At 68.6% G+C, this 14837-nt stretch carries 17 protein-coding genes and 2 tRNA genes; 13 read left to right on the top strand and 6 right to left on the bottom strand.

Features of this window, described 5'->3' with window-relative positions:
* Positions 1–79 precede the first annotated feature (79 nt).
* Together IEX50_RS05545 and IEX50_RS05540 are read right to left on the bottom strand one after the other, a co-directional pair.
* Positions 80–1108: a sulfate ABC transporter substrate-binding protein gene (locus tag IEX50_RS05545; RefSeq protein WP_157175266.1), complete on the bottom strand. Its 1029-nt coding sequence runs from the start codon at positions 1106–1108 to the stop codon at positions 80–82.
* 71 nt (positions 1109–1179) lie between these two features.
* On the bottom strand, positions 1180–1608 hold the full coding sequence (locus IEX50_RS05540) for an RrF2 family transcriptional regulator (protein ID WP_157175267.1): 429 nt from the start codon (positions 1606–1608) through the stop codon (positions 1180–1182).
* A gap of 119 nt (positions 1609–1727) precedes the next feature.
* Between IEX50_RS05540 and IEX50_RS05535 the strand changes: the two genes are divergently transcribed.
* Together IEX50_RS05535 and IEX50_RS05530 are read left to right on the top strand one after the other, a co-directional pair.
* A tRNA-His gene (locus IEX50_RS05535) sits at positions 1728–1804 on the top strand.
* 110 nt (positions 1805–1914) lie between these two features.
* Positions 1915–2958: a Leu/Phe/Val dehydrogenase gene (locus IEX50_RS05530; protein ID WP_157175268.1), complete on the top strand. Its 1044-nt coding sequence runs from the start codon at positions 1915–1917 to the stop codon at positions 2956–2958.
* A 238-nt stretch (positions 2959–3196) separates the two neighbouring features.
* Here IEX50_RS05530 and IEX50_RS05525 read toward each other — a convergent pair whose 3' ends face one another.
* The gene (locus IEX50_RS05525) at positions 3197–4138 is read right to left on the bottom strand and encodes a DMT family transporter (protein WP_157175269.1); all 942 of its coding nucleotides are present in this window, start codon (positions 4136–4138) and stop codon (positions 3197–3199) included.
* Positions 4139–4230: 92 nt separating this feature from the next.
* Between IEX50_RS05525 and ccmC the strand changes: the two genes are divergently transcribed.
* The 7 genes from ccmC to IEX50_RS05490 are packed head-to-tail and all read left to right on the top strand — an operon-like array spanning position 4231 to position 9033.
* Positions 4231–4950, top strand: a complete 720-nt coding sequence (gene ccmC / locus IEX50_RS05520) for a heme ABC transporter permease CcmC (RefSeq protein ID WP_157175270.1) — start codon at positions 4231–4233, stop codon at positions 4948–4950.
* Positions 4947–5093 (top strand): hypothetical protein, encoded by a 147-nt coding sequence (locus IEX50_RS05515; RefSeq protein WP_184075021.1) that lies wholly within the window; start codon positions 4947–4949, stop codon positions 5091–5093. Before ccmC ends, IEX50_RS05515 begins: the two co-directional genes overlap by 4 nt.
* Positions 5090–5542: a cytochrome c maturation protein CcmE gene (gene ccmE / locus IEX50_RS05510; RefSeq protein ID WP_157175271.1), complete on the top strand. Its 453-nt coding sequence runs from the start codon at positions 5090–5092 to the stop codon at positions 5540–5542. Before IEX50_RS05515 ends, ccmE begins: the two co-directional genes overlap by 4 nt.
* Complete coding sequence (locus IEX50_RS05505) at positions 5539–7464, top strand: heme lyase CcmF/NrfE family subunit (RefSeq protein WP_157175272.1); 1926 nt, start codon at positions 5539–5541, stop codon at positions 7462–7464. The genes ccmE and IEX50_RS05505 overlap by 4 nt, the downstream gene beginning before the upstream one ends.
* Positions 7461–7991, top strand: a complete 531-nt coding sequence (locus IEX50_RS05500) for a redoxin family protein (RefSeq protein WP_157175273.1) — start codon at positions 7461–7463, stop codon at positions 7989–7991. Before IEX50_RS05505 ends, IEX50_RS05500 begins: the two co-directional genes overlap by 4 nt.
* The gene (locus IEX50_RS05495) at positions 7988–8401 is read left to right on the top strand and encodes a cytochrome c-type biogenesis protein (protein WP_157175274.1); all 414 of its coding nucleotides are present in this window, start codon (positions 7988–7990) and stop codon (positions 8399–8401) included. The genes IEX50_RS05500 and IEX50_RS05495 overlap by 4 nt, the downstream gene beginning before the upstream one ends.
* Positions 8398–9033, top strand: coding sequence for a tetratricopeptide repeat protein (locus IEX50_RS05490; RefSeq protein WP_157175275.1), 636 nt, complete (start codon positions 8398–8400; stop codon positions 9031–9033). Before IEX50_RS05495 ends, IEX50_RS05490 begins: the two co-directional genes overlap by 4 nt.
* A gap of 711 nt (positions 9034–9744) precedes the next feature.
* Here the strand turns inward: IEX50_RS05490 and IEX50_RS05485 are convergent.
* A complete protein-coding gene (locus IEX50_RS05485) occupies positions 9745–9966 on the bottom strand; it encodes a DUF3072 domain-containing protein (protein WP_157175276.1) in 222 nt (73 codons plus the stop codon).
* Between the two features lie 395 nt (positions 9967–10361).
* On the opposite strand from IEX50_RS05485, the gene IEX50_RS05480 reads away from it, so the two are divergent.
* From IEX50_RS05480 to IEX50_RS05465, 4 genes are read left to right on the top strand one after another with little or no spacing between them, the layout of a single operon-like run.
* Positions 10362–12299 carry a potassium transporter Kup gene (locus tag IEX50_RS05480; RefSeq protein ID WP_157175277.1) on the top strand — a complete coding sequence of 646 codons (1938 nt, stop codon included), beginning with the start codon at positions 10362–10364 and terminating at the stop codon, positions 12297–12299.
* A gap of 25 nt (positions 12300–12324) precedes the next feature.
* Positions 12325–12894 (top strand): nucleotidyltransferase family protein, encoded by a 570-nt coding sequence (locus tag IEX50_RS05475; RefSeq protein ID WP_157175278.1) that lies wholly within the window; start codon positions 12325–12327, stop codon positions 12892–12894.
* A gap of 23 nt (positions 12895–12917) precedes the next feature.
* Entirely contained in the window at positions 12918–13466 is a 549-nt protein-coding gene (locus tag IEX50_RS05470; protein WP_157175279.1) for a PRC-barrel domain-containing protein, read from the top strand.
* A complete protein-coding gene (locus IEX50_RS05465; RefSeq protein ID WP_157175280.1) occupies positions 13463–13972 on the top strand; it encodes a 2'-5' RNA ligase family protein in 510 nt (169 codons plus the stop codon). Before IEX50_RS05470 ends, IEX50_RS05465 begins: the two co-directional genes overlap by 4 nt.
* A 156-nt stretch (positions 13973–14128) precedes the next feature.
* Here IEX50_RS05465 and IEX50_RS05460 read toward each other — a convergent pair whose 3' ends face one another.
* Together IEX50_RS05460 and IEX50_RS05455 are read right to left on the bottom strand one after the other, a co-directional pair.
* The gene (locus IEX50_RS05460; protein ID WP_157175281.1) at positions 14129–14536 is read right to left on the bottom strand and encodes a DUF3775 domain-containing protein; all 408 of its coding nucleotides are present in this window, start codon (positions 14534–14536) and stop codon (positions 14129–14131) included.
* Positions 14537–14645: 109 nt separating this feature from the next.
* A tRNA-Met gene (locus IEX50_RS05455) sits at positions 14646–14722 on the bottom strand.
* Between the last annotated feature and the right edge of the window lie 115 nt (positions 14723–14837).

Below are 14837 nucleotides of genomic sequence, written 5' to 3'. Positions count from 1 at the left end.
CGGCGCGTACGACCGGTCCTCGACAGGCGCGCAGACCCGTATGGTTCGAGCCTGTCGAGAACCTTCGTCATTCGAGCGGTCAGCGGCCCGTGGGGCGGTAGATGGCGTCGAAGGTGCCGCCGTCGGCGAAGTGGGTGGCCTGCGCCTTGCGCCAGCCGCCGAAGTCGCCGTCGATGGTGAGCAGCTTGGTCTGCGGGAACTTGCTGGCGTAGCGCGCGGCAACCTGGGGGTCGCGCGGGCGGTAGTGCGCCTTGGCGATCAGGTCCTGCGCGGCCGGCGTGTAGAGGAACTCGAGATAGGCCTTTGACACCGCGGCGGTGCCGTGGCGCTGCGCGTTCGCGTCGACCACCGCGACGGGCGGTTCGGCGAGGATCGAGACGGAGGGCACGACGATGTCGAACTTGCCGCGGCCCATTTCGTCGCGGGCCAGCATCGCCTCGTTCTCCCACGCGAGCAGCACGTCGCCGAGGCCGCGTTCGGCAAAGGTGGTGGTGGAGCCGCGCGCGCCGGAGTCGAGCACCGGCACGTTCTTGTAGAGCCGCGTGACATAGTCGCGTGCGGCGGCGTCCGACCCGCCGGCCTGGCGTCCGTAGCCCCAGGCGGCGAGGTAGTTCCAGCGCGCGCCGCCGGACGTCTTGGGGTTCGGCGTGATGACCGACACGCCCGGCTTCACCAGATCGGCCCAGTCGCGGATTTTCTTCGGGTTGCCCTTGCGGACGAGGAACACGATCGTGGAGTAATAAGGCGCGCTGTGGTCGGGCAGCTTCGCCTGCCAGTCCTGGGCGAGCAATTTCCGGTCGGCCAGGATGTCGATGTCGTAGGCGAGCGCCAGCGTGACGACGTCAGCCTCCAGCCCGTCGGCGACCGAGCGCGCCTGCTTGCCGGAGCCGCCATGGCTCATCCGGATCGACAGCGGCTTGCCGGTCTTCGCCTTCCAGTCGGCGATGAAGGCGGCGTTGATGCCGCGGTACAGTTCGCGCGTGGGATCGTAGCTGACGTTCAGCAGCGTGCTGCCGTCCGTCTTGCTGCCGCCGGAGCAGCCGGGGAGCGTCGTGAGCGCGGCGAGGGCCAGCGCGATCGTCAGTCTGGCCTTGGTCGGTCGCGTCATGGTGATCCCCCTTTCGACAATCTGGTATTCCGGGTCCTGGCCGATTGGCGAACAGGCAAAACTGTCAGCGATCAAACCATAAGCTTTTCGACGGGCGGTTTATCGGACAGGCGGATCCGGTCGAGGATATTGGCGGTCTCGTCGCGCACCGTGAGCATGACGGCGCGCAGGCGGCATTCGTCCTCGTCCAGGCAATTGTCGCACGGCGCATGATTGAGCCGGCTGGCGCAGGGGACGAGGGCGAGCGAACCGCGCGTCAGGCGGACGATGTCGCCGTAAGTCACTTCCTCCGGCGGGCGGGCGAGCCAGTAGCCGCCGACCTTGCCGCGCATCGTGTCGACCAGTCCGGCGCGTTTCATCTCGGACAGGATGACGGTCAGGAATTTCGCGGGAATATTCTGCGCTGCGACGATTTCGGTTAGCTGGACCGGACCCTGCCCATAACGGTCGGCAAGATGCTGGAGCGCGCGGGCGGCGTAGCGGGTGCGTTGCGATAACATGAGATTGTCTACTTAGGGGGTCGGGATATCGAAGCCAAGCGGCCAGCTTGCGTTTCGTGATCGCCGGATGTAGGGGCGCGGGACGACATGCGGCCACGCGCCGCGGTGTCGACGATGTGGCGGCCATAGCTCAATTGGTTAGAGCGCCGGTTTGTGGTACCGGAGGTTGCGGGTTCAATCCCCGTTGGCCGCCCCATCCCCCCTGATATTCCCGACGACGCGAACGGCCCTTTTTGGGCTGGTCTCGCGCGTGCAGGAACATTATTGCCGGTATTCGCAATATAATGTCGCGTTAGGATTTCGGCCATGACCGCCCCGTGGGACTATCTGGATTATGACGACCATGAGGGTCTGCATTTCTTCCGGGATCGCGCGAGCGGCCTGACCGCGGTCATCGCGATTCATTCGACGACGCTGGGGCCGGCGGCCGGCGGCACGCGCTACTGGGCGTATGACGATGCCGAACTGGCGGTGACGGACGTGCTGCGCCTGTCGCGCGGCATGAGTTACAAGAATGCGATGGCCGGGCTGCCGCTGGGCGGGGGCAAGGCGGTGATCCTGGCGGACGGTGCGCGCGGCAAATCGCCCGAGCTGCTCGCCGCGTTCGGGCGGGCGGTCGATTCGCTGGGCGGTCGTTACGTGACTGCGGAGGATGTCGGCATCACGCTGGCCGACATGGTCGCGGTGCGCGAGCAGACGCGGTTCGTGTCGGGCCTGCCGGCCGAAGGTGGTGCGGCCGGTGGCGATCCGGGGCCGTTCACGGCGCAGGGCATTTTCTTGGGCATCGAGGCGGCGGTGCGGCGGCGGCTGAAGCGCGACTTGGACGGCGTGCATGTCGCGATCCAGGGTGTGGGATCGGTCGGCGGCGGGCTGGCGCGGCGGCTTGCAGCGCGTGGGGCCAAGCTGACGCTGGCGGATGTCCATGCGGATCGCGCGGCGCGGCTGGCGGAGGAGCTGGGTGGTCGTGCGGTTGCGGCGGCGGACATCCTGCGCGTCGAGTCCGATGTGGTGAGCCCGAACGCGCTGGGTGCCATTCTGGACGAGGCGACGATCGCCGGGCTGTCCGCGCCGATCGTGGCGGGCGGGGCGAACAACCAGCTGGAGACGCCGGCGGATGGCGGGCGGTTGCAGGCGCGCGGCATCATGTACGCGCCGGATTATGTGATCAACGCGGGCGGGATCATCAGCGTCGGGGTGGAATATCTCGGGCAGGGCGACCGCGATGCGGTGGAAGCGCGGATCGCGGCGATCCCGGACCGGCTGAACGCGATCTGGGACGAGAGCGACGCCAGCGGCGATAGTGCGGCGGCAGTGTCCGACCGGATGGCGCAGCGGTTGATCGGGCGGTAGGCTCTACTGCGCTTTGAAGCGGAGGCAGCGGAATCCCGGATCAGCTCCGGGATGATGTTCTGCTTGGAATGTTACAACTCGTCCCCGTCCATCCCGAGCGAAGTGGAGGGACCCTTCGAGCGTAGTCGGGAAGCCGGCGTTGGCCCCTCAGCTGCGCTCGGGGAGCGTGCCTCGACTTCGCTCGGCATGGACGGGGTTTGGGGTTGGTCTTCACCGCCTAGCGTTGTGGCAACAGGCGTTAGAGGTCCGGTCTTGCGGCGATGACCGTCCGCCGCAGATAATGTTCGCGCCAGGCGGTCAAGAGGCCGCCGGCGACGACCAGAGCCGCGCCCAGCAAGGTCGTCGCGACGGGCGCGTGGGCGAAGACGAGCCAGCCGAAGAGCGTGGCCCAGAGGATCTGGAGATAGTCGAGCGGGGCGACGACGGCGACGGGGGCGTGTTGCAGCGAGGCGGTCATCATGAGCTGTCCGCAAATACCGATCATGCCGGCGGCGACGAGCAGCGCCCAGGTGGTCGCGTCGTGGCGCTGGCCGAACCACGGGAGCGCTAGGAGGCCGGCGACGGTGGTGGCGACGGTGAACCAGAAGACGATCGCGGCGATGCCCTCGCTCTTGCCGATCTGACGGAGCGTGATGGCGACGCCGGCCTGGCCGATGGCGGCGGCGACCGCGACCAGGACGCCGGCCAGCGGGAGACGGTCGCTGCCCGGCTGCATCACGATCAGGACGCCGGTGAAGCCCATCGCGACCGCCGCCCAGCGGTAGCGCCCGACGCGTTCGGACAGGACGAAGACCGAGAGGATGGTCGCGAACACCGGGGCGGCGAAGGTGATCGTCGTCGCCTCCGCCAGCGGCAGCAGGATCAGTGCCTCGAAGGTGAGGACCATCGAGACGAGGCCGATCGCGGAGCGGGTGAGGTGGGCGAGCGGGCGCCTGGTGCGGAGCGCGCCGAGGCCGGGGCCGAGCAGGACCCAGGCGAGCAGGACCGGCAGGCCGAAGCCGTTGCGGTAGAGGATCATTTCCGGCGCGGTGACGCCGCGCTCGCTCGACAGTTTGAGCGCGACCGCCATGATCGCGAAGCAGGAGGCCGAGCCGAGCCGGAGCGCGATGCCCAGCAGCGGGCGATCGGCGGCGGGCGCGACCTTCGCGGGGGTCGCGGGCAATGGGGTGGGGTTCGGCATGTCGGGCGGGCGTCTAGGCGGACGACTCCCGGTGCGGCAAGCGCGATCGGTTCTTTCGCGGGCGGCGAACAGCCTCTATGCAGCGATGAACGATGCACGCTTTCGCCAACCCGACCAGATTTCTGGGGATCGCCCGGCCGGTGACGCCGTGGGCGTTGTGGGGCGGCGTGCTGCTGTCGCTGATCGGGCTGGCCAGCGGGTTGTGGCTGACGCCGGCGGATTATCTCCAGAAGGACAGCGTGCGGATTCTGTACGTCCATGTGCCGGCTGCGTGGCTGGGGATGGCGGGCTGGACGGGGATCGCGGCGGCAAGCCTGATGCAACTGGTGTGGCGGCATCCGCTGGCGGCGGTCGCGGGGCGGGCGCTGGCGGTGCCGGGGGCGGTGTTTGCGGCGTTGTGTCTGGCGACGGGATCGATCTGGGGCCGGCCGACCTGGGGGACGTGGTGGGAATGGGATGGGCGGCTGACGTCGATGCTCGTGCTGTTCTTTCTCTACCTCGGCTATATCGCGCTGGCGCAGGCCTATGCCGATCGCGGGGCGGGCGGGCAGCGGATCGTGGCGATCTTCGGCATCGTCGGCGCGGTGAACGTGCCGGTGATCCGCTATTCCGTGGTGTGGTGGCGGACGTTGCACCAGGGTCAGAGCATTAGCCTGACGGGGACGACGATTGACGGGGCGATCCTGTGGCCCTTGCCGATCGTGGTGGTGGGGTTCACGCTGATCTTCACCGCGGTCGTGCTGATGCGGATGCGGGCGATGCTGGCGGACGCGAAGATCGAGGCGCGGTTGCGGCGGATGGCGCGCGCATGAATCCCTGGCCGTTCGTGATCGCCGCCTATGCCATCGTGATCGGTGGGACGGCGGCGCTGTGCCTGTGGGCGCATGTCGCGATGCGGCGGGCGGAGCGGCGGGCCGACGCGGTGACTTCGCAGTCGAAGCAGGCTGGACGATGAGGGCGAAGCATCAGCGGCTGACGCTGGCGGTGCTGGCGATCGTTGCGGTCGTGGGCGCGGCGTTGCTGGCGATGTCCGCGCTGAAGGATCAGGCGGCGTATTTCTATACGCCGAGCGATGCGGTGCGGGACGGCGTGCAGCCGGGACGGGCGGTGCGGCTGGGCGGGATGGTGGCGGACCGGTCGATCGTGCGCGCGGCCGACGGGGTGACGATCCGCTTCGTCGTGACGGACGGTGCGCAGACGGTGCCGGTGCGGTACACCGGAATCGTGCCGGACCTGTTCAAGGAAAATAGCGGCGTGGTGGCAGAGGGCGCGTTCGTGCCCGGCGGCGGGTTCGTCGCGACGAACATCCTGGCCAAGCATGACGAACGCTACATGCCGCCGCAGGTGGCGGGCGAGATGCACAAGTCCGAGAGTATCGCGCCGGGGAAGGCAGGCGCGACGTGATCGCCGAGTTCGGCCTGGCCGCGCTGTGGCTGGCGGCGGCGCTGTCCGTGTTGCAGCTGGCGCTGTCGGCGTTCGGGCTGACCGGTGGGCGCGACGCGCTGATGGCGCCGGTGCGGTCGGTGGCGGTGGTGCAGGGTGCGCTCACCATGCTGGCGTTCGCGGCACTGATCGCGCTGTTCGTGCGGGTCGACCTGTCGGTCGCGCTGGTCGCGGCGAACGACCATAGCCAGAAGCCTTTGCTGTACCGCTTTGCGGGCACATGGGGGAACCATGAGGGGTCGATGCTGCTGTGGGTGGCGGTGTTGGGGCTGGCGGGGGCGGCGGTCGCGTTGCTCGAGCGGCGCTTGCCGGAACGGACGCTGGTCGCGACGCTGGGCGCGCAGGCGTTCATCGCGATCGGGTTCTTTGCGTTCCTGCTGTTCGCGTCCAATCCGTTCGCGCGGCTGGACCCGGCGCCGGCGGAAGGGCTGGGGCTCAATCCGCTGTTGCAGGACCCAGGCTTGGCGTTCCATCCGCCGACCTTGTATTTCGGCTATGTCGGGTTGTCGGTGGCGTTCTCGTTTGCGGTCGGCGCGTTGGTGACGCGCGACGTGGGGCCGGTGTTCGCTCGCGCGATGCGGCCGTGGGTGCTGGGGGCGTGGATCTTTTTGACGCTGGGCATCACGGCGGGCAGCTACTGGGCCTATTACGAGCTCGGCTGGGGCGGCTGGTGGTTCTGGGATCCGGTCGAGAATGCCTCGCTGATGCCGTGGCTGGCGGCGACTGCCTTGCTCCATTCGGTGACGGTGCTGGCGACGCGCGACGGGTTGCGCGCGTGGACGATCATGCTGGCGGTCGTCGCGTTTTCGATGAGCATGGTGGGGACGTTCCTCGTGCGGTCGGGCATCCTGACGAGCGTGCATGCGTTCGCGGTCGATCCGACGCGGGGCGGGTTCATCCTGGCGTTGTTGGCGATCTATATCGGCGGGGCGCTGGCACTGTTCGCGCTGCGCGTCGGCACGGTGCGCGAGGGGCAGCGGTTCGATGCGGTCAGCCGCGAGGGTGCGCTGGTGGCGAACAATCTGCTGCTGTCCGCGATCCTGGGCGTGGTGCTGATCGGGACGCTGTATCCGCTGGCGGTCGAGGGACTGACGGGCGGAAAGCTATCGGTCGGGCCGCCTTATTTCAATGCGGCGGCGGGGCCGTTGGCGCTGATTCTGGTCGCGATGATGGGGGCGGGGCCGCTGGTGCGGTGGCGGCGTGACGACGGCGTCGCGGTGCTCAAGCGGATGGCTTTGCCGATCCTGATCGCGGTGGTGGCCTTCGCTGCGGTGTGGCTGCGTGCGCCGGGGATCGGGGTGCTGCCGCTGCTCGGGCTGACCGTGGCGGCAGGCGCGGCGGTGGCGAGCGTCGCGCCGTTGTGGAAGCGCAAGCTGTGGCGGACGCCGCTGTTCACATACGGGATGGTCGTGGCGCATCTCGGCATCGCGGTGGCGCTTGCGGGGATGGCGTCGGAGGCGGCCTTTACGCAGGAGACACTGGTGGCGGCGCGGCCGGGCGAGACGCACCGCGTGGGGCCGTGGGCGCTGCGGTTCGACGGGGTGGAGCCGATCGCGGGCGAGAACTGGACCGCGATCGAGGGGACGCTGACCGTGCGGCGCGGCGACGATGCGGGTTACGTCATGCGTCCGCAGGCGCGGGCGTTTTCCGCGCCGCCGACCGAGACGAGCGAGGCGGCGATCCGCACCGTGCTGGACGGGCAGCTGTATGTCGTGCTGGGCAAGGCGGACGAGCAGGGGCGCTGGCAGCTGCGGCTGTGGTGGAAGCCCTATGTGACGTTGATCTGGCTCGGCGGTGGGCTGGTCGCGTTGGGCGGTCTGCTGTCGCTGGTCGGGCGGGTGTTGCGTGAGCGGCGGTCGCGCTTGGTGGAGCAGTACGCATGACCAAGGCGGGCGTACGCTGGCTGTTGTGGGTGCCGCTGGTGGCGTTCCTGCTGTTCCTGGGGCTGGTCGCGGGCGGACTGCTGCGGCCGGCGGACCGGACGATCGTGTCGCGGCTGGTGGGGCAGCCGATGCCGGCGATCGCGTTGCCGGCGGCGTCGGCGTCGCGGCCGGGGCTGAGCGCGAATGCGGGCGGCGCGCGGCTGGTGAACGTCTTCGCCAGCTGGTGCGTGCCGTGCGCGGCGGAGGCGCCGCAGCTGGCGGCGCTGGCGAAGGCGGGCGTGCCGATCGACGCGATCGCGATCCGCGACACGCGGGCGGACGTCGACCGGTTCCTGGCGCGCTACGGCAATCCCTATCGTTCAATCGGCAGCGACGTGGACAGCCGGGTGCAGATGGCGCTCGGGTCGTCGGGCGTGCCGGAGACGTTCGTGGTGGACGGGCGCGGCATCATTCGGGCGCAGAAGATCGGTGATATCCGGCCGGAGGATGTGGCCGGGCTGGTTGCTGCGGTGCAGGCGCTGCGATGAGGTTTTTCGTCGCCTTTGCGCTGACGATGGCGCCGGTGATGGCGGCGGCGCAGTCGGGCGTGCCGCCTGCTGCGCTGAGCGATACGCAGCTTCCCGATCCGGCGGCGGAGGCGCGCGCGACGGCGCTGATGCAGACGCTGCGGTGCCTGGTGTGCCAGGGGCAGTCGATCGCCGACTCCGATGCGGACATGGCGGGCGACATGCGCGCGCTGGTCCGACGGCGGATCGCGGCGGGCGAGCGGCCGGAGGATATCCGCGCATGGCTGGTGCAGCGTTACGGCGACTGGGTGACGTATGATCCGCCGTTGAACGCGGTGACGTGGCCGCTGTGGGCGCTGCCGGTGCTGTTGCTGGTGATCGGTGCGTTCGTGGCGCGTGGCAGTTTCCGGCGGCGGGGGCGCGGCGCATGACGGGGTGGGTGATCCTGATCGTGCTGGCGGCGGTAATAGGCGTTGGGCTGGCGCGGTTCGGGCGGTTTCCGCGCGGGGGTGTCGAGTTGCTCGGGGCGGCGCTGCTGCTCGCGCTGGCGGGTTATGCGTGGCAGGGGCAGCCGGGGCTGGCGGGCCGGCCGACGCCACCGCGCGCCGATGTGGCGCGGGCGAACAGCGACTATGGCGCGCTGCGCGAGACAATGTTCGAGCGGTTCACGGGCGATGCGCAGGTGCTGACCACGGCGGACGCGTTCCAGCGGCAGGGGCTGGACCTGTATGCGATCGGTGTGCTGCGCGGGGCGCTGGTGCGACGGCCGCGCAGTGCGGACCTGTGGGTCGGCATGGGCAACGCGCTGGTCGCGCATGCCGACGGGCTGGTGACGCCGGCGGCCGAGCTGGCGTTCGCGCGGGCGGCCAAGGCATCGCCGCTGCATCCGGGGCCGCCCTTCTTCCTGGGGCTGGCCTATGCGGGGTCGGGGCAGTTCGATCGGGCGCGGGATGCGTGGGCCGGGCTGCTCGCGCGGACGCCGGCCAATGCGCCGTGGCGGGCAGACCTGGCGCTGCGCGTGCGGGCGCTGGATGCGTTGCTGGCGAGTGACGCGACGCGCTAACCGTTCGCGGGATTGCGTGAAGTCACCTGACTGGCCTTGTCCGAGCCTGTCGCATGCTCAAGCTAGACGACATCTATTGGTTTTGCAGCGCGATGATGACAGGTCGAGCCGCGTTCCGTCTGGTTCGGGGCGAGCGATAACTCTGCGCCGGGTTTTCGACAGGCTCGAACCAAACGGGGTTGGGATCGTGACCACGCCAGGAACTCAGAGGAGGTCGGACAGGGCGAGCGTGTTCGACGGCACTTTGCGTCAGAAGCGGGTCGGGACGCCGAGCAGGATCGTGCTCATGTCATTGTCGAGATGGTCGACGTCGATCTGGGGTCCGGCGCGCGGCCAGAACGTATATTCCGCGCCGGTACCGACGGCGAAGCTGGATCGGAGGCGTTGTGCTTCGTCGCGCTCGATGCCGGGTTAGGTGTCGGAGATCGTCTCACGCTGACCGCCATGGCCGAACGTGCCGTCGGGACGGGGACGTAGCTGGCCTTCGGAACGCCGCGTATGTCGTAGCGCGGATTCCCGGGATTGCAGTCCGTGCGACGCGGGCGACCGGACTGGCGCCATGAATTGAAAGGTAGTGATTTCTCGGGTTGCGTAAGCCCGTCATATTGCGTGGCGATTGGCACGCAGTGCCGAACGACCGCGCTGACAACTTATCGACAAGAACCGGACCGGAAACAAAATCGGGGGGCAGATCGCCCCCCGGTTCCGGTTTTACTGGCCGCGGCCTGTCTTGGCCTGGAGCTCGTCGATCTTCTTCGATGCGTCGGCCTTGGTGAGGCTGTCGTCGAATTCTTCGCCGGCTTCTTCGCTCAGCGTCTTGAGGTAGGACGCCTGCGCGCCGGTCATCGCCTCGTCGCCCGTGGTCCAGTCGGACGGGTCCTTTTCGGCGTTCGAGGTCGGATGGGTTTTCGGATTTTCGGTGGTCATGAGCATCCTTCCTGATGGCTGCGGGGAGAACGCCGATGTTCGCTTTGCGTTCCGGTTCGTCGTACGCGATTTATGATTATCGGAGCGCGGTTCGGTGGGGCCGCGGACGGGTCGAACGCCGCCGCCGCCCGGTTATTTCGATAACCTGTGTCAATATTGCACGCTGGTTCGGCCGGTCCGGATACTCGTTGCCATGGTCGTGCAAGAAGAAGCCGGGCGGTCGACGTTGCGTCGCGCGGGCGGGACGCGGCTTTTTCTGGGGGCGGTGCTGCAGGGTCGCCCGGGCGGGCCGGCGATAGTGGGTGCGTTGCAGCGCGGTATGGCGAGTGCTAGGGGCGGCGCAACGCGGCCTGACGGCGGCGAAGGGACCTGCACGACATCATGCGGATTTTGGTCGGTCGATGAGCGTTTCGGAAACCGGCGTCGCTCAGGTGGCCGCCGAGCCCGATCCCGCGCATGGCCACGGTGAGCAGGGCATTGCCAAGCTGGCGGTCGGCGCGATCGGCATCGTGTTCGGCGATATCGGGACGAGCCCGCTCTATGCGTTCCGCGAGACGTTCGCGGGGCATCATCCGCTGACGCCGGATCGGCTGCATGTGCTGGGCGTGCTGAGCCTGATCTTCTGGTCGATGATGCTGGTCGTCACGATCAAATATGTCAGCATCATCATGCGCGCCGACAACAAGGGCGAGGGCGGGAGCCTGGCGCTGCTGGCGCTGATCAACCGCAAGGGCGGCGGCAAGCGGCGCTGGACCAAGGGGATCGTGCTGCTGGGCGTGTTCGCGACCGCCTTGTTCTACGGCGACAGCATGATCACGCCGGCGATTTCCGTCCTGTCCGCGGTCGAGGGGCTGGCGGTGGTGGAGACGGCGTTCGCGCCGCTGGTGCTGCCGATCGCGATCACGATCCTGGTCGGGCTGTTCTTCATCCAGTCGCGCGGGACCGCCAAGGTCGGGCTGCTGTTCGGGCCGATCATGCTCGTGTATTTCACGGTGCTGGCGGGGCTCGGGCTGCTGCACATCGTGCAGTCGCCGATGATCTTCGAGGCGCTCAACCCACTGCATGCCGCGCGCTTCTTCTACGCCGAGGGCGTGACCGCGTTCCTGGCGATGGGGTCGGTCGTGCTGGCCGTGACAGGCGCGGAGGCGCTGTATGCCGACATGGGGCATTTCGGGCGCAACCCGATCCGCGTGTCGTGGATGTTCTTCGTCCTGCCGGCGCTGATGCTGAACTATCTGGGGCAGGGCGCGATGCTGCTGTCGCTGACGCCGAATGCCGCGCTACAGGCGATCCACAATCCGTTCTTCCTGCTGGCGCCGGACAATTTCCGCCTGCCGCTGGTGATCCTGGCGACGCTGGCGACGGTGATCGCGAGCCAGGCGGTGATTTCGGGCGCGTTCTCGGTGACGCAGCAGGCGATCCAGCTGGGCTTCATCCCGCGGCTGCGCATCGTCCATACGAGCAGCCAGGCGGCGGGGCAGATCTACATCCCGGCGATCAACTGGGCGCTGATGGTGATGGTGATCCTGCTGGTGCTGACGTTCCGGTCGTCGAGCAACCTGGCGGCGGCGTACGGCATCGCGGTGACGGGCGCGATGCTGATCGATACCGCGTTGATCGCCATCGTGCTGTTCAGCCTGTGGAACTGGAACAAGTTGTGGGCCGGGTTCCTGGTGGCGATCTTCGCGATCATCGACGTGGCGTATTTCGGGGCGAACCTGACGAAGGTGCCCGATGGCGGCTGGTTCCCGCTGCTGATCGGGTTCATCGCGTTCACGCTGCTGACGACCTGGGCGCGCGGGCGGCAGCTGATGATCGACCGGATGCGCGAGTCGGCCATGCCGGTGCAGGTGTTCGTAAAGTCAGCCGCCAACAGTGCGACGCGGGTGGCGGGCACCGCGGTGTTCATGACATCGAGCGCGGAGGGCGTGCCGCATGCGTTGCTCCATAATCTGAAGCACAACAAGGTGCTGCACGAGCGGGTGATCCTGCTGACCGTCAAGATCGAGGACGTGCCCTATGTGATCACCAAGGCGCGGACGCAGATGGAGGATCTGGGGCAGGGGTTCTTCCGGCTGGTGCTGCGGTTCGGGTTCATGGAGGAACCCGACGTGCCGGGCGCGCTGAAGGATGTGGAGAGTTGCGGGAACGGGTTCCGCATGATGGACACGAGCTTCTTCCTCGCAAGGCAGACGCTGATCGCATCGTCGCGGCCGGGGATGGCGATCTGGCGCGAGAAGCTGTTCGCGTGGATGCTGCGCAATGCGGAAAGCGCGATGGAGTTCTTCAAGCTGCCGACGAACCGCGTCGTTGAGTTGGGCAGCCAGGTCGAGATCTGATGATCGCGCGGCGGGAGTGCGGGGGTTGCGCGTAGCGATCCTGCTGGCCGCCGGAAGCTCGCGGCGGTTCGGGCGGGCGAACAAGCTGCTGGTGCGGACGGGCGGTCTGCGGCTGATCGACCGGACGCTGGCGATCGCGCGGGCGGCTCCGGTGGCGCGGGTGGTGGTGGTGACCGGGCCCGACCGGGCGCGGGTGACGCAGGCGGCGCGCGGGCCGCGGACGACGGTGGTCCATGCGCGCGATCATGATCAGGGAATGGGGGCGAGCCTGGCCGCGGGGCTGGCGGCGTTGCGGCTGCGTGAGCGCGAGGTGGTGGTGATGCTGGGCGACATGCCGGCGGTGCCCGCGACACTGGCCGCGCGGTTGTGGCGGGCGTTGCGGCCGGGGGATGCGGGGGTGCGGCCGGTATCGCGCGGGCGGCCGGGGCATCCGGTGGTGTTGCGGCTGCCGCTCGCGCAGATGCCGGCGGGCGATGCGGGCGCGGGACGGGGGATGCGGTTGCGGACCGTGGCGGGGCCGCGCGGTTGCGTGCTGGACGTCGATACGCGCGCGATGCTGGCGCGGGCCGTAACCAAGCGCGGGGTGGCGCGTTAGGGCCGCTCCAGCAGGAGGGCAGCGTGGAAGATATTGCAGGGTGGATCGCGCCGATCGCGACGATGGTGGCGGCGATGATGACCGCGGCCAATCTGGGCACGCGGACGACGGGCTGGGGCTTCGTCGTGTTCACGGTCGGGTCGATCTGCTGGATCATCGTGGCGGCGACGTCGGGGCAGGCGAACCTGTTGTGGTCGAACGCGTTTCTGACGCTGGTCAACGTGGTCGGGATCTGGCGCTGGCTGGGACACCGCGCGCGGGTGGAGGACAGCGCCGCCGCGGCGATCGCGCAGAGCCGCGCGGACGAGTCCGCGCCCGTCCTGTTCGCGGCAACCGCGATGCAGGGGCGGCCGGTGAAGGGTCTGGACGGGACCGTCGTGGCGACCGCGGTGGAGGCGATGGCGGACTGTCGCGACGGGCGGATCCATTATCTGATCGTCAGTGTCGGCGGGCTGGCTGGGGTGGGCGAGACGTTGCATCACCTGCCGTGGACCGCGGTGACGGTGCATGACGATGCGTTGGCGACGGACCTGACCGCGGCGGATGCGCGCGGGCTGGCGGTGGCGGCGTGACCGCGCCGCTCATCCTGTCGGCGTTGTTCGGGCCGGCGGACTTCGGGTATCTCGACGGCTTGCGCCGCGCGCATTTTCCGCCGGAGCGGAACGTCATTTCCGCGCATCTGACGATGTTCCATCACCTGCCGCCGTCGGTGGCGGACGAGCTGGAGCGGCGCGTGGCGGAGCTGTGCCGAGCGCCGGCACCGAAGGCGGTGTTGTCCGAGCCGATCAATCTGGGACGGGGTGTCGCGTTGCGGGTGCGGAGCCCGGAGCTGGCCGAGATGCGGGCGGAGCTGGCCGAGGTGTTCGCGACGATGCTGACGCCGCAGGACGGGCAGGGGTGGCGCGCGCATGTGACGATCCAGAACAAGGTTCGGCCGGAGGAGGCGCGGGCGTTGCTGGCGGCGTTGCAGGCGGACTGGCGCGAGCGGCCGGTGTCGATCGTCGGGTTGGCGGGGTGGTGGTACCGCGACGGGCTGTGGGAGCTGGCGTTCAAGCGGAGTTTTCGGGGGGTTGGGTAGTTGGGACTAACGAATGGCGTTGCGCCTGCGTCCCCGAATCCCGGATCAGGTCCGGGATACTGCTGAGGGCACTGCGCGCTTCGACTTGTTCCTTGCGCGTGCGGTGCTGTTGCCCCCACCCCAACCCCTCCCCTGAAGGAGAGGGGTTTAAGGAAATCAGTCGATCTGGCCGATGCCGGTGCAGCTGAGGTCGAAGGCGGCGAGGCCGGCGTCGAGGTAGCCGGCGAGCATCGGCATTTCCATGAGCTGGTCCGCGGGGGATTCACCGCTGCGGTCGTTGGCTTCCTCAAGTGCTTCTTCCCACTCGGTCGCGTCGTAGGTGCCGCGGCCGACCCAGGCGAGCGCCAAGACTTCGGCGACCTGATCGTCGGCGAGGTCGTCGAGTGCGGCGGCCATCTCCTCTTCGATCACGGTGTTGGTTTCGTCTTCCATCACCGAGAATTCGTCGTCGGCGTCGAGCGGGTTCTCATCCTCGTCTGCGGCGAGGCCGGGGACCTGCGCCTCCATTTCGCGTGCGCGGATGATGAGGCGGCAGACCGTCTCGAGCGATACCGTGAGTTCCATTGCCGTCTCCTGTGAGCCTGTTGCCCCCCCGAACGACACGCGCGGTCGCTGGTTCCGCGGCTTGCGCGCCGGCAACTGTTTGTCAGGAAAAGAAGATCGCAAAGCGGACTGGTAGCGAAGGAGGGACTTGAACCCCCGACCCCAGGATTATGATTCCCGTGCTCTAACCAGCTGAGCTACTTCGCCGTACCCGTCAGTCCGCTCTGCGATGGCGGGGCCTATAACAGCGCGGGCGGCGCGGTCAACCGGTTCCGCGAGACTTGACGTGGTGGGAAGGCTCGACGCGAGGCGTGCGGCCACG

The organism is Sphingomonas prati, assembly GCF_014643515.1.
Lineage (GTDB): Bacteria > Pseudomonadota > Alphaproteobacteria > Sphingomonadales > Sphingomonadaceae > Sphingomonas_R > Sphingomonas_R prati.
This window is presented reverse-complemented; position numbering and strand designations above follow the sequence as displayed.

Bases quoted from the DNA above. Each gene is read 5' to 3' on its own strand.
- IEX50_RS05525 (WP_157175269.1), bottom strand. From the start codon at position 4,138: ATGCCGAACCCCACCCCATTGCCCGCGACCCCCGCGAAGGTCGCGCCC.
- ccmC (WP_157175270.1), top strand. From the start codon at position 4,231: ATGCACGCTTTCGCCAACCCGACCAGATTTCTGGGGATCGCCCGGCCG.
- IEX50_RS05545 (WP_157175266.1), bottom strand. From the start codon at position 1,108: ATGACGCGACCGACCAAGGCCAGACTGACGATCGCGCTGGCCCTCGCC.
- IEX50_RS05495 (WP_157175274.1), top strand. From the start codon at position 7,988: ATGAGGTTTTTCGTCGCCTTTGCGCTGACGATGGCGCCGGTGATGGCG.
- IEX50_RS05530 (WP_157175268.1), top strand. From the start codon at position 1,915: ATGACCGCCCCGTGGGACTATCTGGATTATGACGACCATGAGGGTCTG.
- IEX50_RS05490 (WP_157175275.1), top strand. From the start codon at position 8,398: ATGACGGGGTGGGTGATCCTGATCGTGCTGGCGGCGGTAATAGGCGTT.
- IEX50_RS05460 (WP_157175281.1), bottom strand. From the start codon at position 14,536: ATGGAACTCACGGTATCGCTCGAGACGGTCTGCCGCCTCATCATCCGC.
- ccmE (WP_157175271.1), top strand. From the start codon at position 5,090: ATGAGGGCGAAGCATCAGCGGCTGACGCTGGCGGTGCTGGCGATCGTT.
- IEX50_RS05480 (WP_157175277.1), top strand. From the start codon at position 10,362: ATGAGCGTTTCGGAAACCGGCGTCGCTCAGGTGGCCGCCGAGCCCGAT.
- IEX50_RS05485 (WP_157175276.1), bottom strand. From the start codon at position 9,966: ATGCTCATGACCACCGAAAATCCGAAAACCCATCCGACCTCGAACGCC.
- IEX50_RS05540 (WP_157175267.1), bottom strand. From the start codon at position 1,608: ATGTTATCGCAACGCACCCGCTACGCCGCCCGCGCGCTCCAGCATCTT.
- IEX50_RS05515 (WP_184075021.1), top strand. From the start codon at position 4,947: ATGAATCCCTGGCCGTTCGTGATCGCCGCCTATGCCATCGTGATCGGT.
- IEX50_RS05500 (WP_157175273.1), top strand. From the start codon at position 7,461: ATGACCAAGGCGGGCGTACGCTGGCTGTTGTGGGTGCCGCTGGTGGCG.